16 protein-coding genes and 2 tRNA genes are annotated in these 21786 nt (G+C 63.2%); 13 read left to right on the top strand and 5 right to left on the bottom strand.

The window, feature by feature from the left end:
- Positions 1-64: 64 nt before the first annotated feature.
- On the bottom strand, positions 65-2032 hold the full coding sequence (gene gspD / locus PIN01S_RS17885; RefSeq protein ID WP_084337452.1) for a type II secretion system secretin GspD: 1968 nt from the start codon (positions 2030-2032) through the stop codon (positions 65-67).
- A 4-nt stretch (positions 2033-2036) separates the two neighbouring features.
- Positions 2037-2771, bottom strand: a complete 735-nt coding sequence (locus PIN01S_RS17880) for a type II secretion system protein N (RefSeq protein WP_084337450.1) — start codon at positions 2769-2771, stop codon at positions 2037-2039.
- Positions 2772-3175: 404 nt separating this feature from the next.
- On the opposite strand from PIN01S_RS17880, the gene PIN01S_RS17875 reads away from it, so the two are divergent.
- Both PIN01S_RS17875 and PIN01S_RS17870 read left to right on the top strand, forming a co-directional pair.
- Positions 3176-3251, top strand: a tRNA-Val gene (locus PIN01S_RS17875).
- A 35-nt stretch (positions 3252-3286) separates the two neighbouring features.
- Positions 3287-3363: transfer RNA gene (locus PIN01S_RS17870), tRNA-Asp, on the top strand.
- A gap of 228 nt (positions 3364-3591) precedes the next feature.
- Here PIN01S_RS17870 and PIN01S_RS17865 read toward each other — a convergent pair.
- The gene (locus PIN01S_RS17865; RefSeq protein WP_084337448.1) at positions 3592-4629 is read right to left on the bottom strand and encodes an AraC family transcriptional regulator; all 1038 of its coding nucleotides are present in this window, start codon (positions 4627-4629) and stop codon (positions 3592-3594) included.
- Positions 4626-5567 (bottom strand): carbon-nitrogen hydrolase family protein, encoded by a 942-nt coding sequence (locus PIN01S_RS17860; protein ID WP_084337446.1) that lies wholly within the window; start codon positions 5565-5567, stop codon positions 4626-4628. Before PIN01S_RS17860 ends, PIN01S_RS17865 begins: the two co-directional genes overlap by 4 nt.
- A gap of 173 nt (positions 5568-5740) precedes the next feature.
- Between PIN01S_RS17860 and PIN01S_RS17855 the strand changes: the two genes are divergently transcribed.
- The 4 genes from PIN01S_RS17855 to PIN01S_RS17840 all read left to right on the top strand — a co-directional run bounded on the left by PIN01S_RS17855 (position 5741) and on the right by PIN01S_RS17840 (position 11522).
- A complete protein-coding gene (locus PIN01S_RS17855; RefSeq protein WP_084337444.1) occupies positions 5741-7777 on the top strand; it encodes an NADPH-dependent 2,4-dienoyl-CoA reductase in 2037 nt (678 codons plus the stop codon).
- Positions 7778-8069: 292 nt separating this feature from the next.
- A complete protein-coding gene (locus PIN01S_RS17850; RefSeq protein WP_084337442.1) occupies positions 8070-9437 on the top strand; it encodes a chromosome partitioning protein ParA in 1368 nt (455 codons plus the stop codon).
- A 4-nt stretch (positions 9438-9441) separates the two neighbouring features.
- A complete protein-coding gene (locus tag PIN01S_RS17845) occupies positions 9442-10392 on the top strand; it encodes a 1-aminocyclopropane-1-carboxylate deaminase/D-cysteine desulfhydrase (RefSeq protein ID WP_084337440.1) in 951 nt (316 codons plus the stop codon).
- A gap of 20 nt (positions 10393-10412) precedes the next feature.
- Positions 10413-11522 (top strand): cyclic nucleotide-binding domain-containing protein, encoded by a 1110-nt coding sequence (locus PIN01S_RS17840; protein WP_084337438.1) that lies wholly within the window; start codon positions 10413-10415, stop codon positions 11520-11522.
- A 22-nt stretch (positions 11523-11544) separates the two neighbouring features.
- On the opposite strand, the gene PIN01S_RS17835 is transcribed toward PIN01S_RS17840, so the two are convergent.
- A complete protein-coding gene (locus tag PIN01S_RS17835; RefSeq protein WP_212633069.1) occupies positions 11545-12507 on the bottom strand; it encodes a DUF1853 family protein in 963 nt (320 codons plus the stop codon).
- Between the two features lie 132 nt (positions 12508-12639).
- Here PIN01S_RS17835 and PIN01S_RS17830 point away from each other — a divergent pair, with 132 nt between their 5' ends.
- From PIN01S_RS17830 to PIN01S_RS17800, 7 genes are all read left to right on the top strand, one after another.
- Positions 12640-13527, top strand: coding sequence for an NAD(+) kinase (locus PIN01S_RS17830; protein ID WP_084337434.1), 888 nt, complete (start codon positions 12640-12642; stop codon positions 13525-13527).
- A gap of 2 nt (positions 13528-13529) precedes the next feature.
- Positions 13530-14501, top strand: coding sequence for a metallophosphoesterase (locus PIN01S_RS17825; protein WP_084337432.1), 972 nt, complete (start codon positions 13530-13532; stop codon positions 14499-14501).
- Positions 14498-15361: a rhomboid family intramembrane serine protease gene (locus tag PIN01S_RS17820; RefSeq protein WP_084337430.1), complete on the top strand. Its 864-nt coding sequence runs from the start codon at positions 14498-14500 to the stop codon at positions 15359-15361. The genes PIN01S_RS17825 and PIN01S_RS17820 overlap by 4 nt, the downstream gene beginning before the upstream one ends.
- A gap of 71 nt (positions 15362-15432) precedes the next feature.
- Complete coding sequence (locus PIN01S_RS17815) at positions 15433-15696, top strand: YeaC family protein (protein WP_084337428.1); 264 nt, start codon at positions 15433-15435, stop codon at positions 15694-15696.
- Positions 15696-16529 carry a DUF2797 domain-containing protein gene (locus PIN01S_RS17810; protein ID WP_084337426.1) on the top strand — a complete coding sequence of 278 codons (834 nt, stop codon included), beginning with the start codon at positions 15696-15698 and terminating at the stop codon, positions 16527-16529. Before PIN01S_RS17815 ends, PIN01S_RS17810 begins: the two co-directional genes overlap by 1 nt.
- 77 nt (positions 16530-16606) lie before the next feature.
- Positions 16607-19273, top strand: a complete 2667-nt coding sequence (gene pepN, locus PIN01S_RS17805) for an aminopeptidase N (protein ID WP_084337424.1) — start codon at positions 16607-16609, stop codon at positions 19271-19273.
- Positions 19274-19756: 483 nt separating this feature from the next.
- Positions 19757-21769, top strand: coding sequence for a DUF1302 domain-containing protein (locus tag PIN01S_RS17800; RefSeq protein ID WP_423814549.1), 2013 nt, complete (start codon positions 19757-19759; stop codon positions 21767-21769).
- The last annotated feature ends 17 nt before the right edge of the window (positions 21770-21786 follow it).

Here is a 21786-nt window from a genome sequence, read left to right as displayed (position 1 = left end):
TCCTGCGGTATCGTGGCGCTGTCGTGAATGCGGCGGCCCCGAGGCCGCTGCTTCCTTGGTCGTCTTACGGCTTCTGATCGTGCGGGCGCACGTCGATAGCCGGTTCGCCCTGGCCGCCGTCGAACAGCTGAGTAGGGTTTCTCGGCAGGATGCTGGGCCTGTTGCGGCTGGCATCGTCGTCCAGCACGCGTATATCTCCATATTTCTTCCCGGATAGCGCCGCGAGCCCTGCTGCGTCGCGAATCACGGTGGGGCGGAGGAAAACCATCAGGTTGCGTTTGACGTGCTGATCCTTGGTGGAGCGGAACAGCCGGCCCAGGAAGGGAATGTCACCCAGCAGCGGGACCTTGGAGTCGGTGCGGGTGACGTCGTCCTGAATCAGGCCGCCCAGCACGATGACCTGGCCGTCTTCGGCGAGGATGGTGCTCTTGATCGAGCGCTTGTTGGTCACCAGGTCCACGGCCTGCGCATTCAGCGAGGTGCTGGGGGCGATGGAGGAGATTTCCTGTTCGAGTTCGAGGCGCAGGGTGGCGCCCTCGTTGATATGGGGCGTGACCTTGAGGGTAACGCCGATATCCTTGCGCTCGATGGTGGTGAACGGGTTGCTCGAGCCGGACGAATCGGTGGTATAGGAGCCGGTTTGGAAGGGGACGTTCTGGCCGACCAGGATCTCCGCCTTCTGGTTATCCAGCGTCAGCAGGCTCGGGGTCGAGAGCAGGTTGCTCTTGCTGTTGGACGACAGGGCGGTGATCAGCGCGCCGAAATGGTCGGTGCCGATACCCACGATGGCGCCATCGGGCAGTGTCAGGTCGTCCGGTATCTCGCCACTCTGGATCGCGCTCAGCACGGTTCCTACCGATAAGCCCGTATTGCCAAAATTGACACCGCCGAGGCCGCCGGTCTTGCCGCGGGCGTCCACGGCCCACTGCACACCGAGTGCGTCGGAGATATCGCCGGAAATCTCGACGATGGCGGCCTCGACCATCACCTGGGCACGCGGTACGTCGAGCTGACGCACGATGTCCTCCAGGGGCGCCAGCAGGTCCGGGTCGGCAAGCAGGACGAGGGCGTTGAGGCTTTCATCTGCGCGTATCAGGATGTTCTGGGGCTTTCCTGCGGCCTCTCCGCCACCGCCTTCCGGTGTCTTCAGGCCTTCGGATATCTGTCCGAGGGTTTCGGCCAGGGCCTTGGCATCGTTGTGTCGGAGACGGATCACCCGGGTATTGGCTGAGCGGGTCGTCGGGGTGTCCAGGGAGCGGGCCAGCTCCGCAAGCTTGGCGCGTGCGGCCGGCGGACCGAGCAGAACCAGGCGATTGGTGCGGGAGTCGGCGATGACCTGCGTGCCGGTACCGCCCTTGGCCTGGCCGCGGTTGGCCGTGTTGTTCAGTACTTCGGCGATGTCCATCACCCAGGCGTACTGGAGATTGATGACGCTGTAATCGTCCGAGCCTTTCTGGTCGAGCTGACGGACAAGATCCTCGATGCGGGCGATGTTGGCGCTGCGGTCGCTAATGATGAGCGCGTTGGCCGAAGTCACGGCCGCCAGGTGGCCATACTGCGGAACCAGAGGGCGGATCAGCGGAATCAATTCGGCCGCTGTGCCGTGCTGGACTTGGATGACGCGGGTTTCCAGCTTGTCGGGAGCGCCCTGGCCGCCAATACCGCCTTCGGCCTTGGCTTCGGCGTTGGGCACGATACGCGCCTGATCGCCCTGGGTAATGACGCTGAACCCATGGGTGGCCATGACCGAGAGGAACAGTTGATAGACCTCGCTCAGCGATAGCGGGGCCTTCGATATGACACTGACCTGACCTTTCACCCGTGGGTCGATGACGAAGGTTTCGCCGGTAATGTCCGCAATCTGATCGACGAACGCACGGATATCGGCATCCTTGAGGTTGATCGTCCAGCGCTCGTCGTTCTGCGTGATGCCGCTGGGGGCGGCTTGCGGGGCGGCCAGCAGCGGCTGCGACACAGCGCTCACGCCGGCCATGAAGAGAGCTAAGGTCAGACGGGAAAAAGTCAGAGGCATCGGTTCAGTCGCTTTCCATGGGCTGTTCGGTGTCGGAGTCGCTCGGCATATCCTCTGGCGGCGATGTCTCCTCCGGGTGATCCTCGGGCGCGCTACCGGCCGCCTCCATTTGTTCGCGCAGTGCTTCCATCCGTTCGCGCAGCAGTTCGGCGTCCTCTTGCTCCAGCATGTCCATTTGCCCGGTATGGTCGAACGACTCTTCCATCAGGTAGTTGGTGGGGCCGGACCCCGATCGTGCGGCGGGAAATGGCAGCGTTTCCAATCGCCCGTTGCGCTCGATCTCGACGCGATCACGATAGACCGCATGCAAGCGTATGCTGCCTTCCAGTTCGGCGCCCACTCGGTAACGCTGCGGCTTGCCTCCTTCGCTCTGGATGATTGCACTGGACCGTTTCGGGTCGGCATGCACGAAGCTGCCATGCAAAGTGAGGCGCAGGTTGGTCGCGGGCGGTGGTGCATTGCCGGCAACTGCGTTGCTAGGACCGAACAAAGGCTCCAATCGTTCCAGCACGGGCGCGCTATGAATGACAGGGGTATCGGTGGTGACAGTCTGGGTGGGGGCGCGCATTAGCCGTATCCATCCGGCGGTCTGCCAGGCGAGGCTGACGCACATGGCGAATATCAATGCCGCACCGACCAGCTTGGGCGCATGTTGCTGCAGCCAGCGCGGGGCACCTGCAAAGGGCAAAGGAATCACTCCGACAAACGTTGTAGTTATGTTGGATCGCGTATCGATCATAACAGCTCGTGCGCCTCGAGCAGCACCCCGTCCGGGTGCTTGACGCGACACATAGAGTAGCGGGTGTCATGCGCCGGCTCGCGGCGAGACAGCACATATTGGATGCCCGGCTCGGGCTGGCGCTCGTTTCGGCAAGGCCGTGATACGTGTTGGTTGTTACGGTTTCAAGTCGTGCCTGTTTCGACAGACATCGTCCAGAGCATGGGGCAGGGCGGGGCCGGTGATCACGATTGGGGCTTGGGTATCTTGGCTGCGCCAATCCGGTGCGCTGGAAAATACAGAATGTGCTGTCGAGCGTGCGTGTCGATCGAGTGCCTGGTTTCCGAGCTTCTCAAGAAAAAATTCAAGCAGGGTGTTGACTTACCTTCGGTGCCTGCGTAAATTGCGCGCCTCGCAAGGCGATCGGCTGATTAGCTCAGCTGGGAGAGCACCTGCATCACACGCAGGGGGTCGGCGGTTCGATCCCGTCATCAGCCACCAAGGCCTTGCGAAACGGACGAAAGTCCAGCCGACGCGCAGCGGTAGTTCAGTCGGTTAGAATACCGGCCTGTCACGCCGGGGGTCGCGGGTTCGAGTCCCGTCCGCTGCGCCATATCGAAAGCCCTCAGGTAGCGATACCTGGGGGCTTTTTCTTTGCCTTGCATTCTTTCCTTCATTTTTTGTTCATCCGGGCACCTTAGCCTGTTGGCATGGTCTTTGTTTTCTGAATTCCAACAGCACAGGAGAAAGCCCTATGGACGACTATCAAGAAGAGCTCCTCGAATACCACGCTTTCGAGCAAGATCCTGTCGAGCCGGCGGACGACGCCACCGAGCTCTGATCATCCCGCCTGACGCTGAGCGCGGCGGAATTCGCCAGGCGTCTGTCCGCTCCAGCGCTTGAAGGCGCGCTGGAATGCTTCGGCAGAGGCGAAGCCGAGCAAATAGGCTATTTCGCCGAAGGCAAGCTCCGTATCGCGAATGTAGGTCATCGCCAGGTCGCGACGAGTATCGTTGAGGATGCTGCGGAACTGGGTGCCTTCCTCGGCCAGCTTGCGACGAAGCGTCCAGGTCGGCAGTTGCAGGCGTGCAGCTACTTCTTCGAGGTCTGGCTCGCGTCCGTTGAGCAGCGGACCGAGCAATTGAATGATGCGTTCGCGCAGGCTTCGAGTGCGGGTCTGTTGCTCCAGTTCTCTTTCGCAGATCTCCAGCAATTGGCGCCAGGTGCTCGGGCAGTGCTCCGGGTTACGCAGCGCCAGGCTCGCCTGATCCAGGCGCAGCTGGTTTTCCTTGGCGCCGAATTCCGGCACGCAGCCAAGCAGTTCGATGTACCGCTCGGCATAGCCTGGGGCGGGAAATTCGATCTCGATTTTTTCCACGCGAAGGGGCTGCTGGGCCAGGAGGCCGAGTTGGAAAATCCAACTGGACAGCACCGAGTCCACCACGAAGCGGTTGTAGTTGTTGTACGGGCTAATGGAATAGAAGCGAAGCCAGGCGCCCCCGGTATCCTCGTGAAAGCTGGAGCGGCCACGGTAATTCGAGGCATAGAGCGGTTCGAAGCGGATAAGTGCACGTGCCGCTTCGCGAACCGTGGGAGCCAGCGCCGCGGTTACGCCGGCCAGGCCGACTTGGCTGAGCCGGCTCAGCCGCCCCATCGAGAGGCCGATTGCAGCATCGCCGGTCAATTGTATCGTCGCGTGGCCGAGCCGCATGTAGCGTGGAATCGATAGCCGTGCCCGGGATTCCCCCAGGCGCATCGGGTCCAGTCCGTATTGCTCCAAAAGAGGCGCTGGATCGATCCCGTGTTCTTGAACGACATCGGCCAGGCTATGAACGAAGCCCACCGAGAGATCGCCGAGGCGGACCCGCTGCGCCTTCATCGAGGCCCTATCCAGGTATTGAGCAGATGGCTGCCCGGCGCAGTGCTCATTTGGGGGGCGGCGCTGGGGGTAAGTTCGATGTTGCGGGAGGCGCCGCCGATTGGCCAGCTCAGCTTCCCGCGAAGGAACAGCGGGGCGCCTGCCGGTTCGCCATCCGGCCCGCGTAAGGCGGTCTGCGGGTAGCCGGGGCTCCAGTCCCGCTCGACGCTGAGATGGTGCTCGCCCAGCTGCACCTGCTGCGTGTGACCGCTGTCCGGGCGCCAGGGCCAGGGCTCCTTATAGAGATCGCCGAGAATTTCACCGTCAGGGCCGAATACCAGGCTGAGATTGCGCAGGGGGCCGTTGCCGCTGTGCAGTCGGCCGCCCTGCAAGTAGGGCTCGGGTAGCAGCATAGAACCGGCCAACAGCGTGATGCGGTAGTCGCGGGCGAGGTCGGAGAACAATTGCTGGTAGTCCGCAGCCATCTGCTCGGCTTTCATTCTCAGAAGAGCTTCGTCCAGGCGGTCGGCGTCGAGGTTCAGCATCAGGGCCTTGACCGCCAACAGGGGATTGCCGAGAAGCAGCCAGTCGCGGACTTCCTGGCGGCTTCGGGCGCGATAGAACTCGACCTTTTCGTCTCGTGCCAGCAGCCAGGTGCCGATATGGTCGGGGAGTGCCACCAATGTGTTGGCGTCGAGGAGTCCTTCGACCTTGGCGCGGTCGAGGGCGGCGACCAGCTTCAGCCGCAGGTGGTCCGGACTCTGGTAGTCCAGCGGGAAGAGTTCCGGACGGATCAGCAGGATGTTGGCCTCCGCGTCGATGGGCCTGGGCTCCGTGTCGATCGTGTTGCGAAGATCGGACAGGTAATGGGCGGAGGGACGCCGTTCGGCCCAGACCAGAAAGGCGGCGAGGCATCCGGCAAGGATAACGAGGACGAGAAGAGCGGAGATCTTGCGCATATGCGCCACAGGGTAGGCATATGCCGGAGACTTGCCAAGCGTGGCTGTGCATTTCGATCAATAAGTTGTCACTTTCGATCATTGAGCCGGAACGGTGCGCTCTTTATCGTCTGCCCTCATCGACTTCGCCCACAGAGGCGGGGCGCCCGTGACAGCCGATTCGGAGAACGAAGATGACCGACGCCATTTACCCGCACTTGCTTGCGCCCCTCGACCTGGGCTTCACGACCCTGCGCAACCGGACCCTGATGGGTTCGATGCATACAGGGTTGGAAGAGAAGCCCGATGGCTTCGAGCGGATGGCTGCCTACTTCGCCGAGCGGGCCCGTGGTGGTGTCGGTCTGATGGTGACCGGCGGCATCGGCCCGAACGAAGAGGGCGGGGTCTATTCGGGCGCAGCCAGGCTGACTACCGTCGAAGAAGCGGAGAAGCATCGGATCGTTACCCAGGCGGTACATGAGGCAGGCGGCAAGATTTGCATGCAGATCCTGCACGCTGGGCGTTATGCATACAGTCCGAAACTGGTGGCGCCAAGCGCCATCCAGGCACCGATCAACCCGTTCAAGCCCAGGGAGCTGGACGAGGAAGGCATCCAGAAGCAGATTGCCGACTTCGTCAATTGCGCCGTACTGGCCCAGCGTGCCGAGTACGATGGCGTCGAAATCATGGGTTCGGAAGGTTACTTCATCAACCAGTTCCTGGTCGCTCATACCAACCATCGCACGGATCGCTGGGGCGGCAGCTACGAAAACCGCATGCGCCTGCCGGTGGAGATCGTCCGCCGCGTCCGCGAGGCGGTAGGGCCGAACTTCATCATCATCTACCGGCTGTCGATGCTCGATCTGGTCGAGGGGGGCAGCACTTGGGACGAAATCGTGATGCTGGCCAAGGCCATCGAGGCCGCCGGGGCGACCCTGATCAACACCGGCATCGGTTGGCACGAGGCGCGCATCCCGACTATTGCCACCAAGGTGCCGCGAGCGGCGTTCACCAAGGTCACCGCCAAGCTGCGGGGCGAGGTCGGCATTCCGCTGATTACTACCAACCGTATCAATACTCCTGAAGTGGCCGAGCAGGTCCTGGCCGAGGGCGATGCCGACATGGTGTCGATGGCGCGTCCATTCCTGGCCGATCCGGATTTCGTCAACAAGGCCGCGCAAGGCCGCGCCGACGAGATCAATACCTGCATCGGCTGCAACCAGGCCTGCCTGGATCACACTTTCGGCGGCAAGCTGACCAGTTGCCTGGTCAACCCGCGTGCCTGCCATGAGACCGAACTGAACTACATCCCGACCGTGACGGTGAAGAAGATCGCCGTGGTCGGCGCTGGTCCCGCGGGGTTGTCGGCGGCCACCGTCGCCGCCGAGCGTGGGCATCAGGTCACTCTGTTCGATGCGGCGGGCGAAATCGGTGGGCAGTTCAACGTCGCCAAGCGTGTGCCGGGCAAGGAGGAGTTCTACGAAACCCTGCGTTACTTCAAGCGCAAGCTGGAAACCACTGGCGTCGAGGTTCGGCTGAATACCCGGGTCGATGTCGAGAGCCTGGCCGCCGGCGGGTTCGACGAGATCATCCTGGCAACGGGGATCAAGCCTCGTACCCCTGAAATTCCCGGCATCGAGCATCCGAAAGTGATCGGATACTTAGACGCCATCCTCGAGCGCAAGCCGGTCGGCCAGCGCGTTGCGGTGATCGGCGCGGGCGGTATCGGTTTCGATGTGTCGGAATTCATCACACACCAGGGCGAGGCCAGCAGCCTGAACCGCGAGGTGTTCTGGAAGGAATGGGGGATCGACACGGCGCTGGAGGCGAGAGGGGGTGTTGCGGGCGTGCGCCCGCAGCCGCATCCGGCGGCGCGTCAGGTCTACCTGCTGCAGCGCAAGGCCTCCAAGGTCGGTGACGGCCTGGGCAAGACCACCGGCTGGATTCATCGTACCGGCCTGAAGAACAAGCAGGTTCAAATGCTCAACGCGGTGGAGTACCTCAAGGTCGATGACACCGGCCTGCATGTCCGTATCGCCGGAGGTGAGCCCCAGGTGTTGCCGGTGGATACGGTCATCGTTTGCGCAGGCCAGGAGCCGCTGCGCGAGTTGCACGATGGGTTGATGGCTGCGGGGCAGCGGGTTCACCTCATCGGTGGTGCCGACGTCGCCGCGGAGCTGGATGCCAAGCGGGCCATCAACCAGGGTTCGCGTCTGGCTGCGGAGCTGTAATCCGGTCGACGGACATCCGCGTCACTGTTCAAACGCCCCGATGACGGGGCGTTTTCTTTTTGGGCGCTGACAGATTATCGGCGGCCATGGCTACGGAACTCTTCACAACTTTCGTTGTCGTTCCTTTCCGCCGGGCGAGACAGGCCGGCGTACTGCTAACCCGGTCACATTGCCCGCTTCGCTTTTTCCCCTAGACTTGCAAGGACAACGAGATAGCGCCAGTTTCTAAGGCGCGAATTATCCGCTGACCTGATGTCGGGGGATTTGCCGGGCTGGCCTACGAGGGAAATCGATGAGCATCCAGAACAAGCCGCAGATGGTCGAAGCCGTCATGTTCTTCGGCGAGCGCGGCATTTGTAAGGAAATGCTCTTTCCTGAGTTCGAGGCCGTGCTCGACGGTGTGGTGAATATCCCCGAGTTCGCCGATCAGCAGATGCGCGCGGCCTATCTGCTGATCAACCCCCGCCTCATGGTGCGGGCTGCTGTCTTCTTCTACCTGGATTTCGACGAAAAGGGCGGCGCCGATTCCGGTTGGAACATCCCGTTGCGCCATCTGGCGGATCGCGCCGGCCGTGGCCCCGACCTGGGGGCCGGGCCGATCCGACTGGCCTGTCGCAGCCAGTGCCCGGTGTCCTGGCACCAGATGCACCTGTGGGACCCCAGCCTGGCGCCAGGGCAGAACGATCTGGTCATTCTTCGCGATGCGGCCAAGCGCAATAACCTCGGCTTGCTGGTCGAGGATGACACGCCGCAGGTCGTCGCGCCTGAGCGCCTGCAGATGGCCCCGGAAGATAAGTGGTACGCGCCGGATGCCGCGAAGGAGTCGGCCGATAAACTGGCCGAACAGTTGGATCAGGAACACCGGCTGAAAACCGCGCAACTTATCAAGCAGCAGCGATTGCGCATCGCCAGCCTGGGCCAGCAGCACGAGGAGGAACTGGCCAAGCTCCGCTTGGCGGCGGAGGAGCAGCGCAAGCAATTGCAGGCGGAAATTCAGCGTCTGCATCAAGGCTTGCGTCAGCAGGAAGAGCTGAATGCCAACCTCAAGGCGCAGCTCGAGGCGCAGGCCGACAGCATCCAGAAAACCCGTGAGGAAATGACCGAGCAGATGCGCGCGATGGAGCGTCACGGACGTACCGAGTCCGACATCCTGCGCAGTCAGTTCGATCAGGAATTGAAGGTGCGGGTCGCCGCGGCGGTAGCGGAATACAAGGAGCAATTGGCGATCCGCGACGTGGAGCTGGCCTACCGCAGCGAGCAGCAGGCCCAGTTGCAGAAGGACGTGGAGCGCCTGCAGCAGGAGCGTGACCGCTTCGCCAGCGAAGGCGGCGACCATATTCTCGAGCGCCTGGCCAAGCTGGGTGTGGTTTTCGTCGTCTACCATCCCGGTGCAGGCCACCTCACCATCCCGCTGCAGGACATCGCCCGCTATCAGGACAACCCCATGGCGTATGCCGCAACCAAGTGCTTCGTCTCCGAGACGCAGTACCGCGAGTGGCTGGCGCACTACCAGCAGCCGACCTGCGATGCGTCGTTGCCGAGCGGAGAGCGTTGCGCCATGCCGATCGACCGCGTCGATACGCCGAGCCGCTTCGTGTCCGGCGAGTCCAACTGCTGTACCCGGCACAAGGCAAGCGCCCGCCTGCGTACCGTCAGCTAAACCGTTGCTTCCTCGTTCCCTGCCGCAACTGGAGGCACCGCTCCAGCGCTTGTGTCTCGACTGGCTGGAGCGGGCCGGAGTCGAGGTTGCGGTGTTGCGCCTGGATCTGATCGATCCGCTGATTTCTGGCAACAAGTGGTACAAGCTGCTTCACCATCTCGCCACAGCCTTTGACGCCGGGGCCGAAGGGCTGATCAGCCTGGGCGGCCCCCATTCCAATCACCTGCATGCACTGGCCGCCGCCGGCAAACGGTTCGGCTTCCCGACCGTCGGGTTGTTGCGCGGCGAGGCGAAGGAAACGCCAACCGTGGAGGATTTGCGCGCCTTTGGCATGCAGCTTCACTGGCTCGGTTATGGCGGTTACCGGGCGCGTCATGAGGACGGTTTCTGGGATGGGTGGCGTGAACGCTATCCCGGTCTGCATCCGGTACCGGAAGGGGGCGGTGGCCTGACCGGAGCGCTCGGCTGCACGGTCTTGGTGGAGCACGTCCGGGGCCGGTTGGGAGACGTCGGTTGGGCAGATTATGACTTCTGGTGGCTGGCAGCCGGGACGGGCACCACCCTGGCCGGGCTGGTGCTTGCCGAGTCGGGGGCTCGTCCGGTTTTCGGTGCCATGGCGGTTCCGGCCGATCACGGTGTGGCGACCAACATCCGCGCGATTTTCGATGAGGCGGGAGCGGTGGACCGGGGCTACAACCTGCTGGAGGCTTGTCGGGGTGGCTTCGGCAGGCTGGATGACGAGTTGGCGCGGTTTCTTCTCGACAGCGAGCAGGCAAGCGGTCTGCCACTGGAGCCTCTGTATACCGCCAAGGCGTTAATGGCGTTGCGCTATCATGTCGGGGCCGGTTACCTTGCGACCGGCACTCGCGTGATTTTCGTGCACACCGGTGGGATGCAGGGCCGTCGGTCCTTGTCGGCATCGGTCGGACATCCGCCCGGCTACACTCAGCCATGACCAGCGAACTCGACAGACCCATGAACGAACCCCTGAACCCTGAGCAATTGCGCAGTCTGACGCCGCTGAATGTATTGTCCGAGCACCAATGGCGTGAGTTGCGCGGGCAGATGGTGCCGCAACCGTTGCTGGCGGGTGAGACCCTATTCCGAAAGGGCGACCAGTTGCGAATGACCTACTACCTGCTGGCGGGCGAGCTGTCGCTGCAGGATGCACAAGGGCAGATACAGCGGATCGTTGCCGGCAGCGAGGCCAGTTGCCATCCGCTTTCGCCCAGTCTGCCGCGTCTGCACGAGGCGCGGGCACTGACCGACGCCAGTGTGCTGGCGCTGGACAGCGCGGCGCTGAGCCGGCTGTTGACCTGGCGTCTGGCCTATCAGGACCTGCTGCTCGAACTGGAACAGGGCGGCGAGGATGTCGAGTGGCTGGAATCCCTGCTGGAAAACCCACTGTTCGCCAAGGTCCCGCCGACCAATGTCCGCGCCATGCTGGGGCGCTTGCACCGGCTCGAACTGCCAGCCGGCAGTACCGTGCTGCGAGAGGGCGAGGCGGGCGATTGTTGTTACTTCCTCAAGAGCGGTCGGGCCGAAGTGCTCCGTCATTCGTCCGATAAGCCCCAGGTGCTGGCCGAGCTGGAAGTCGGTGCCTGTTTCGGTGAGGAGGCGTTGCTTTCCGATCGGCCGCGCAATGCCACTGTTACCCTTCTGGAAGATGGCGTCGTGCTGCGTCTGGATCGCCAGGACTTCTTCGCGCTATTGAAGGCGCCGGTGGTGGCCGAGGTCTCGCTGGGCGAGGCGGAGCGCATGATCGAGGCCGGTGCCCAGTGGCTGGATGTACGTCTTCAGGACGAGTACGAGCGCGGCCATGCGCCTTCGTCCCTGAACATGCCGCTGAACCTGCTGCGCCTCAAGGCCCGTCTGCTGGACAAGGGGCGCACCTATCTGTGCTATTGCGACAGCGGAAAACGCAGCGCCAATGCAGTGTTCCTGCTGTCGCAACTGGGTTTCGAAACCTACGCCCTGCGGGATGGACTGGATGCCTTGCCGGCGCTCCAGCGTGAAGGGCTGCTCTGCGAGAGTGGTGCAGGATACTTGGCCCGCTCCGGTGGCCGAACCGAGCGGAGCCGCTGAGAGCTTGCTTCAACAGGGTGGCTCAGGCTGGCGACAGGTCGCCGTTCTCGTGGGCTCCCGTGCGGGGCCAGCCATCGTTCACCAGGAAAACACGTTCCGCTTCCATCCACTCGCCTGCGGCGTTCTCCTCCAGCCTGACCAGCAGGTAGGGCGGCGACAGCGGGCCGAGCGTCGCCAGCCAGGCGGGTAGCTCGGTGGCCTCCGGAAGCTCGCTGGTTGTGTAGCGCGCTGGCGCCAGCCAGGCATGCCGGGGCAGGGGGTGCCAACGTCCGCTGGCGTGTTCGGCGGAGAAGGCCGGCCAGTCCCGATGGAACAGCCAGCGTCCCTGTTGGTGCAGCGGATTGGCGCCGGCGGGCGGTTCGCAGCGCCGTGGCCAGGGGTAGAACAGATAGCCGCCCAGCCAGAGTGCGGCCGTCACCTGCTCGATGCCAAGCTCTGCCAGGGTGGCGCGCCCGCTCTGGCTGGCCGACAGCGGAAGCTGGTGCCGTACCAAGTGATTGAGCTTCAGGTCCAGCCGGTCATGGCTGCCGGGGCCTAGCCAATGGCTGGGGTCGTGCCCGTCGCCGGCCGGCGGTCCCAGGTAGAGCTTGATGGCGAGTTCCAGGTGATGGACGCCTTCGTGGTCGCGTATCAGCAGGTCGAACTCGCCGAGCGTCTGCCCCGCGAGCCGGACCGGCAGGTTGGCGGCGAGCAGCTCGACGCCGGGCGCCTGGCTGAGTGCGAATTGCCAAAGCCGCTCGTAATAGAGCCCCAGGCGGCGGATAGACCCCTGCGCCAACCAGGCATTCAGGGCTGAGCTGTCCCGGTCGAGCGCCAGTAGCCAGCTTTCCAGTCGTTCCGGTTGTCGTGCCCAATCGCTGGCGCTCAGCGGGTGCCGCTGCGGCCAAGGCGAGGTCTGCAGCAGCGGCGGTGCGAGCAAAGCCCAGGCGAGGTCGCGCACGCGCGGTTGGCGCAGGTGCGGGAGCAAATCGGGGGCAACGGGAATCGGCTGCATGCTGCGAGCATAGCCCAGCGGGGCCTGGCGCTGTCGAGCGCGTTGGCCGCGCCGGTTTGCCGCTGTCGAGACCTTTCGCCCATAATCCGGGCTCCACCTGTCCTTCGTTCTCGCAGGAGTCCCATGGAGCAATTCCGCAATATCGGCATCATTGGTCGCCTGGGCAGTTCCCAGGTGCTCGACACCATTCGCCGGCTCAAGAGGTTCCTGCTCGACCGCCACATGCACGTGATTCTCGAGGACACCATTGGTGAAGTGCTCCCGGGCCATGGCTTGCAGACCTCCTCGCGGAGATACCTGGGCGAGGTCTGCGATCTGGTGATCGTGGTCGGCGGCGACGGCAGCATGCTCGGCGCGGCGCGGGCATTGGCGCGACACAAGGTGCCGGTGCTGGGGATCAACCGCGGCAGCCTGGGCTTTCTCACCGACATTCGCCCGGACGAGCTGGAAACCAAGGTCGCCGAGGTGCTCGAAGGGCAATACCTGGTGGAGAGCCGCTTCCTGCTCCAGGCCGAGGTGCGCCGCCATGCGGAGGCCATCGGCCAGGGCGATGCGCTCAACGATGTGGTCCTGCATCCGGGCAAATCGACCCGGATGATCGAGTTCGAGCTGCACATCGACGGCCAGTTCGTCTGCAGCCAGAAGGCCGACGGCCTGATCGTCGCCACGCCCACCGGTTCCACCGCCTACTCGCTGTCGGCCGGCGGGCCGATCATGCACCCCAAACTGGACGCCATCGTCGTCGTGCCGATGTACCCGCACACCCTGTCCAGCCGGCCGATCGTGGTGGACGGCAACAGTGAACTTAAAATCGTTGTATCGCCGAACATGCAGATCTATCCGCAGGTCTCATGCGACGGACAAAACCACTTCACTTGTGCGCCGGGCGATACCGTGACCATCAGCAAGAAGCCTCAAAAGTTGCGACTGATTCATCCGCTGGACCATAACTACTACGAGATTTGCAGGACCAAGTTGGGCTGGGGCAGCCGCCTGGGAGGCGGAGACTGAGCATGCTCGACCCCGCGCGAAGTTATGACCTGATCGGCGATGTGCACGGCTGCGCGCATACCCTGGAACGACTGCTCGACCAGCTCGGCTACAGTCGGCACGGCGGCGTCTGGCGGCATCCGCGGCGGATGGCACTGTTTCTCGGCGATATCGTCGACCGCGGCCCGCGTATCCGCGAAGCCCTGCATCTGGTGCACGACATGGTCGAGGCCGGCCAGGCGCTGTGCATCATGGGCAACCACGAATTCAACGTACTTGGCTGGGCAACGCCGGCACCGCCCGGTAGCGGACGCCGCCATGTGCGCGAACACACGCCCCGGCACGAGCGGCTGATCCGTGAGACGCTGCAGCAATTCGAGGCCCATCCGGACGATTGGCGAGCGTTCCTCGACTGGTTCTACGAGCTGCCCCTGTTCATCGATGCCGGACGTTTCCGGGTGGTACACGCGTGCTGGGATACCGGCTTGATCGAGCCGCTGCGCGCGCTCTATGCGGACGGGCGTATTGATGAGCATTTCCTCCAGGCCGCTGCAGTGCCGGGTAGCTTCGCCTGCCAGGTCTTCGACCGCCTGCTGCGCGGCACCGACATGCGTCTGCCCCATGGCTTGACCCTGACCAGCGACGATGGCTTCACCCGTGCCTTCTTCCGCACCAAGTTCTGGGAAGAGAACCCGCAGACTTACGGAGACATCGTGTTCCAGCCCGATGCGTTGCCCGATCATGTGGCACGGACACCCCTGAGCGAGAGCGAAAAGGCCGGCCTGCTGCTGTACGGCCCGAAGGAGCCCATGCTGTTCGTCGGCCACTACTGGCGCAGCGGCAAGCCGGCACCGATCCGGCCGAACCTGGCGTGCCTGGATTACAGCGCGGTGATGTACGGCAAGCTGGTGGCTTATCGGCTCGATCAGGAAACCCGCCTGGACCCGGGCAAGTTCGTCTGGGTCGAGGTGGAGCGGCCTGAGGCGCCGAAATGAGTGCCGTCGCAGCACTGAGGCTGCCGCTGGAAGTCGACTTGGGCGCCTTCATCGCCTTGTTGCGGCGCCTGCGGGTGCCGTATCGGGTTAGCGAAGAGTCCGGTGAGCAGGTTCTCTGGGTTCCCGATGAGCCGCTGGCCGAGCAGGTGCGCCAGCTCTATGCGCGTTATCCCGAAGGCGATCCGCAGGCCGCCCTGGTCGTCGACGAGCCGGCCGACGAAGGCTGGTTGCAACGATTGCGCGGCAAGCCGGTCACCGTAGCGGTCCTGGGGCTGACGCTGATCGTCGCCGCACTCACCTTCGTGGGTGACAACGCGGCGGCGATCCGTTGGTTCACCTTCCAGGATTTCCGCATCGATGGCGGCTACCTCTACTTCTCCACCCTGGGCGACAGCCTGGCCGCGGGGCAGTGGTGGCGCCTGCTGACGCCCATGCTGCTGCACTTCGGCTTCCTCCACCTGGCGATGAATTCGATGTGGTACTGGGAGCTGGGGCGGCGGATCGAGGCCCACCAGGGCAGCCTGGCGCTGCTCGGCCTGACCCTGGTTTTCGGTTTGGTGTCGAACTTTGCCCAGTATCTGCACGCAGGTCCTTCGCTGTTCGGTGGGCTCTCCGGCGTGCTTTACGGCCTGCTCGGGCATTGCTGGCTGTACCAGAAGTTGGCGCCCAATCCCGCCTACCGACTGCCGCCGGGCGTCGTGGTGCTGATGCTGGTGTGGCTGGTGGTGTGCATGACCGGCGTGTTCGAGTGGCTGGGGATCGCCGCCATCGCCAACGCGGCCCACGTCGGCGGATTGGTGGTCGGCTGCCTGACCGGGGTGGCCGGCGGTGCCCTGGCGCGGCTGCGCCATAGGCAATGACAATGGACGGCGGCCGTGCGCGGTCCGCCGCGTCCCGTTAGAATGGCCCCCTTTGTCGTCCGGAGGCTGCCATGTCGTCCTTTGCCGAAATGATCGAAAACATCACCCCCGAGATCTACCGGAGCCTCAAGCTCGCCGTGGAAATCGGCAAGTGGCCGGATGGCCGCAAACTCACCCAGGAGCAGAAGGAACTCAGTCTGCAGGCGGTCATCGCCTGGGAAATCCAGAACCTGCCGGAAGAGGAACGGACCGGCTACATGGGTACCCTGGAGTGCGGTTCGAAGTCCGAGCCGATCCCCAACCTGCTGTTCACTTCCGCGGATACCCGGCACTGATGATCGAGCTGGGACGCGGTGCGCTGGAAAAGATGGCGGTGCGCCTGGACGCACCGGTGCAATACGCCTTTCGCCTGGGCGAGCAGGAGGTGCCGGTCAATCCGCTGATCGGCAAGACCCTGCGCCTGGAGTACCTGGGGGCGATCCACTGCACCCACTGTGGGCGCAAGACCAAAAAGAGCTTCAGTCAGGGTTATTGCTATCCCTGCTTCACCAAGCTGCCGCAGTGCGACAACTGCATCGTCAGCCCCGAGAAGTGCCACCACGAGCTGGGCACCTGCCGGGACCCGGCCTGGGGCGAGCAGTTCTGCATGACCGATCACGTGGTCTACCTGGCCAACTCGTCCGGCGTGAAGGTGGGCATCACCCGCGCCAGCCAGTTGCCGACGCGCTGGCTCGACCAGGGCGCGACCCAGGCCCTGCCGATCCTGCGGGTGAGTACCCGGCAACAGTCGGGTCTGGTGGAGGACCTGCTGCGCAGCCAGGTGGCCGACCGAACCAACTGGCGCGCGCTGCTCAAGGGCGATGCCGCACCGGTGGACCTGCCAGCGATCCGTGAACAGCTCTTCGACGCCTGTGTCGAAGGTTTACAAACGTTGCAGCAGCGCTTCGGATTGCAGGCGATCCAGCCGCTGGCCGATGCCGAGCCGGTCGAAATCCGCTATCCGGTGGTGAACTACCCGGTGAAGATCGTCAGTTTCGACCTGGATAAACAACCGCTGGTGGAAGGCACGCTGTTGGGCATCAAGGGGCAGTACCTGATGTTCGATACCGGCGTCATCAATATCCGCAAATACACGGCTTACCAGATGGCGGTCAGCCACCTGTCTTGACCGACCGCCTGTTGCGCTGGCAGGAATGGCCGGCGTCTATTTCACTTACCGAATGAAGCTGACTCGAAGGGGCCCACATGCGTACCGAACAGCCGAAAACCATTTACCTGAAGGACTATCAGGCGCCGGATTATCTGATCGACGAGACGCACCTGACCTTCGAGCTGTACGAAGACCACACTCTGGTGCATGCCCAGTTGGTGATGCGCCGCAACCCCGAGCGTGCCGCCAATAACCCGAAGTTGCCGCCGCTGGTGCTGGACGGCCAGCAACTCGAACTGCTCTCGCTGATGCTGGATGACCGTGAGCTGCAACCCGGCGACTATCAACTCGATGCCAATTACCTGACCCTGCAACCGACGGCCGAGCGTTTCACCGTCGACAGCAGTGTGCGCATCCATCCAGAGAGCAATACGGCGCTGGAAGGGCTGTACAAGTCCGGCAAGATGTTCTGCACCCAGTGCGAGGCGGAAGGGTTCCGCAAGATCACCTATTACCTCGACCGCCCGGACGTGATGAGCACGTTTACCACCACCCTGAGCGCCGAGCAGCATCGCTATCCGGTCCTGCTCTCCAATGGCAATCCGATCGCCAGCGGTAGCGAAGACGACGGCCGCCACTGGGCGACCTGGGAAGACCCGTTCAAGAAGCCGGCCTATCTGTTCGCCCTGGTCGCTGGCGACCTGTGGTGCGTGGAGGACCGCTTCACCACCATGACCGAGCGGGAGATCGCCCTGCGCATCTATGTCGAGCCGGAGAACATCGACAAGGTGCAGCACGCCATGAACAGCCTGAAGAAGTCCATGCGCTGGGACGAAGAGGTCTACGGGCGCGAGTACGACCTGGACATCTTCATGATCGTCGCGGTCAACGACTTCAACATGGGCGCCATGGAGAACAAGGGCCTCAACATCTTCAACTCCAGCGCCGTGCTGGCCAAGGCAGAAACCGCCACCGACGCCGCCCATCAGCGCGTCGAGGCGATCGTTGCCCACGAGTATTTCCATAACTGGTCGGGCAACCGAGTGACCTGCCGCGATTGGTTCCAGTTGTCGCTGAAGGAAGGTTTCACCGTATTCCGCGATGCCGAGTTCTCCGCCGACATGAATTCGCGCACGGTCAAGCGGGTCGAGGACGTCGCCTACCTGCGCACCCACCAGTTCGCCGAAGACGCCGGCCCCATGGCTCATCCGGTACGCCCGGATTCCTTCATCGAGATTTCCAATTTCTACACCCTGACGGTCTACGAGAAGGGGGCGGAAGTGGTGCGGATGATCCATACCCTGCTGGGGCCGCAGGGCTTCCGCAAGGGCACCGACCTCTACTTCCAGCGACACGACGGCCAAGCGGTGACCTGCGACGACTTCGTCAAGGCCATGGAAGACGCCAACGGCGTCGACCTGACTCAGTTCAAGCGCTGGTACAGCCAGGCCGGCACGCCGCGCCTGGATGTCAGCGAGGCCTACGATGCCGCGGCCGGCACCTACAGCCTGACGTTCAAGCAGAGCTGCCCGCCGACACCGGGCCAGCCGACCAAGGAACCCTTCGTGATCCCGGTGGAGCTGGGCCTGTTGGATGGGCAGGGCAGGGACCTGCCGTTGTGCCTTCAGGGAGAGGCGGCTGCCCAGGGGACCAACCGGGTCTTCTCGGTGACCGAGGCGGAGCAGACCTTCACCTTCGTCGATATCCCCGAAAAGCCGCTGCCGTCTCTGCTTCGGGGCTTCTCCGCGCCGGTCAAGCTGTGCTTCCCCTATGGTCGCGACCAGTTGATGTTCCTCATGCAGCACGACTCCGACGGTTTCAACCGCTGGGATGCCGGCCAGCAACTGTCGGTACAGGTGCTGCAGGAACTGATCGGCCAGCAGCAGCGGGGCGAAACGCTGGCGCTGGACCCGCGACTGGTCGCCGCGCTGCGCAGCGTGCTGGAGAATCGGGAACTGGACCAGGCCATGGTCGCCGAGATGCTCTCGCTGCCGAGCGAGGCCTATCTCACCGAAATCAGCGACGTAGCCGATGTGGATGCGATCCATGCGGCGCGCGAGTTCGCCCGCAAGCGTCTCGCCGAGGAACTGTTCGAGCCGCTGTGGCAGCGCTATCAGGCCAATCGCGAGCAATCGCGGCAAAGCCCGTATATCGCCGAGGCCGAGCACTTCGCTCGTCGCGCGTTGCAGAACATCGCGCTGTCGTACCTGATGCTCAGCGAGCGTCAGGACGTGCTGGCCGCCTGCATCGAACAGTTCGAGTCCGCCGATAACATGACCGAGCGCCTCACCGCCCTGGCGGTGCTGGTGAATTCGCCGTTCGAGGCGGAGCGGGGCAAGGCCCTGGAGATGTTCGCCGATTACTTCAAGGACGATCCGCTGGTCATGGACCAATGGTTCAGCGTCCAGGCGGGCAGCCCGTTGCCGGGTGGTCTGGAGCGCGTGCAACAGTTGATGCAGCATCCGGCGTTCACCCTGAAGAACCCGAACAAGGTGCGTGCGTTGATTGGCGCCTTCGCCAACCAGAACCTGGTCAATTTCCACCGGATCGACGGGGCGGGCTACCGCTTCCTCGCCGACCAGGTGATCACGCTCAATGCCCTCAACCCGCAGATCGCGTCGCGTCTGCTGGCACCGTTGACCCGTTGGCGCAAGTACGACAACGCGCGCCAGGCGCTCATGCGGGCGGAGCTGGAACGCATCCTTGCCTCCGGCGAGCTGTCCAGCGATGTCTACGAGGTGGTGAGCAAGAGCCTCGCCTGACCCCTCTTTGGGGTGTGATCGTGCCTTATGAAAAAGTGTTACTAGCTGATGGCTGGTAACACTTTTTTGTTACTAAAGGAAATTGAAGGCCTGCTGTCAGGTTTTTGGATCTGAAGGAAATGGGCATTCTAGAGCCTTGCGCTGACTACCTACGTCGTACCTCTGTCCGACAATCCGACGCTTTCCGGTGTTACGAATAAGAAAAACGCTCGTTTGAACCCGGGTTTTGCTCAGTGAACGGTCAGTCACATGGGGATCTGACCAAACGGTTGTTTTTTTGCCCTTCCACGGCCCGATTGGCATCCGGGTTGCAGCAATGCGCCACCATCAAGGCCTCCTCGTCGGTCGCCTCAGCGATGGGGCGCGCTTCCACACGCGTTCAAGGGACTCCCGTCGATCGATCCACGGCTGCGGCAAGGTGGCCCAGCGTCGTGCGCCCGCTCGGCGGGTGCGAACAAGAAAAACGAATAGCCCATCGGAGTAATGGTTTTGCTGGCAATCCAATCGTCCAAGTTATCTCTCGCACCGGCCAAGGCCGGCTTCGCTTTCGTCGGCCTCCTGCCGCTGCTGGTGGCAGCGCATGCCCAGGCCGTCGAGTTCAGCTTCGCCGATGACGCGATCAGCGGTTCGCTCGATACCACGGTGTCCTATGGCCAACTGTGGCGGGTTCAGGGCCAGGACAAGACCAACAACGACATCAATACCAACGACGGCAACCGGAATTTCGATACCGGCCTGGTCTCCGAAGTGTTCAAGATCACCTCCGACTTGGAAGTGACCTACGAGAACTACGGCGCCTTCGTGCGTGGCAGCGCGTTCTATGACACCCAGATCATGGACAAGCGCAACGACTACTACGACAACAACAACCCGGCGCAGCCCAGCCAGAGCTATCCGCGCGACGACCGCTTCACCTACGACACCCGCCACACCGCCGGGCGCAACGCCGAGATCCTCGATGCCTATGTCTATGGCAACTGGGACGTGGGCGACATGCCGTTGTCGGCACGGGTCGGCCGTCAGGTGTTCAACTGGGGCGAGGGCGTGTTCTACCGGGGCGGCGTGAACACCACCAACCCGGTGGATGCCGCCAAATTCCGCCTGCCGGGCGCGGAGCTGAAGGAAGTACTGGTGCCGGTCGAAGCGTTCAGCTTCAACATCGGCCTGAGCGACAACCTGTCGATGGAAGCTTTCTACCAGTGGAACTGGAAGGAGACCGCGATCGACCCGGCCGGGACCTTCTTCTCCGAGACCGATCTGTTCGCGGAGGGAGGAAATACGGCGTATACCACGCAGGAGCGGCTGGCCAGCCCGCTCTTCCAGACCGCTTATCCCACCTTGGTCAACGGCGGCAGTCTGCTCGGTAATCCGGTCAGCGCCAATTTTGCCGGTCTCCAGGGCACCGACTACCTGGACTCCAACGGCGTATTCAAGGTCGCCAACATCGGCTCGGACATCAATGCCAAGAACGACGGCCAGTTCGGCGTCGCCTTCCGCTACATCGCCGAAGAATTGAACTCCACCGAGTTCGGCTTCTACTTCGTCAACTATCACGCGAAAGAGCCGACCATCTACGCCGACCTGAATAGCAGCTATGCCGGGTTGGATATCGATCAGATGGCATTGCTGGCCAATCTGTTGGGCGTTCCGGTTGCGTCCTACGACCAGCTGGTCGCGGCAGCCGCCGGCAACGCCGGTGCAAAGAGTGTCCTCGATCTGATCAATGGCGCTGCTGCCGTCGACGTCGCCAACCAGGTCAACGGCCGCCGCGAGTATGCCGAAGACATCCGCATGTACGGCATGAGCTTCAATACCACGCTGGGCGAGGCGTCGGTGTTCGGTGAACTGGCCTACCGGCCGAACATGCCGATCGGCATTGCCGCCACCAACGATTTGCTCGGCGACCTGCTGAGCCAGGCGGCGCTGCTGGCCGACGGCCGTACCGTCAACATCGGCGGCCAGCAGGTGCAGATCACCGATCAGATTCATAACGCCACACGTGTGGAAGCGTTCAATACGTCCCTGGGCACCATTTACAACTTCGGCCCGGCGATGAGCTTCGACTCGCTGTTCGGCGTCGCCGAGCTGGCCTCCGAGCACTTGCGCGGCGACAGCCTGCACTACACCGCCTACGACGGCACCACCCGCTACTACGCTGGCCGCGGCAACGGCTCCTACATCTCCGGCTACGAGCGCGACGACCAGGTCAACCGCAATGCCTACGGCTACACCCTGATGCTCAACGGCACCTGGAACGACGTCTACGCCGGGGTCAACCTCTCGCCGTTCGCGGTGTTCAAGCATGACTTCGAAGGCAATTCGCACCAGACCGGCAACTTCATCGAGGGGCGCAAAGCCTACACCCTGGGTGTTCGCGCCAGCTACCTGAGCAACCTCGAAGCCGAACTGCAATACACCGAGTTCTACGGCGCCGGCCAGAACAACGCCGGGCGCGACCGCGATAACGTCGGCGTCAACGTCAAGTACTCCTTCTGAATCCTGATGACAGCTGC

The organism is Pseudomonas indica NBRC 103045 (assembly GCF_002091635.1).
GTDB lineage: Bacteria > Pseudomonadota > Gammaproteobacteria > Pseudomonadales > Pseudomonadaceae > Pseudomonas_M > Pseudomonas_M indica.
This window is presented reverse-complemented; position numbering and strand designations above follow the sequence as displayed.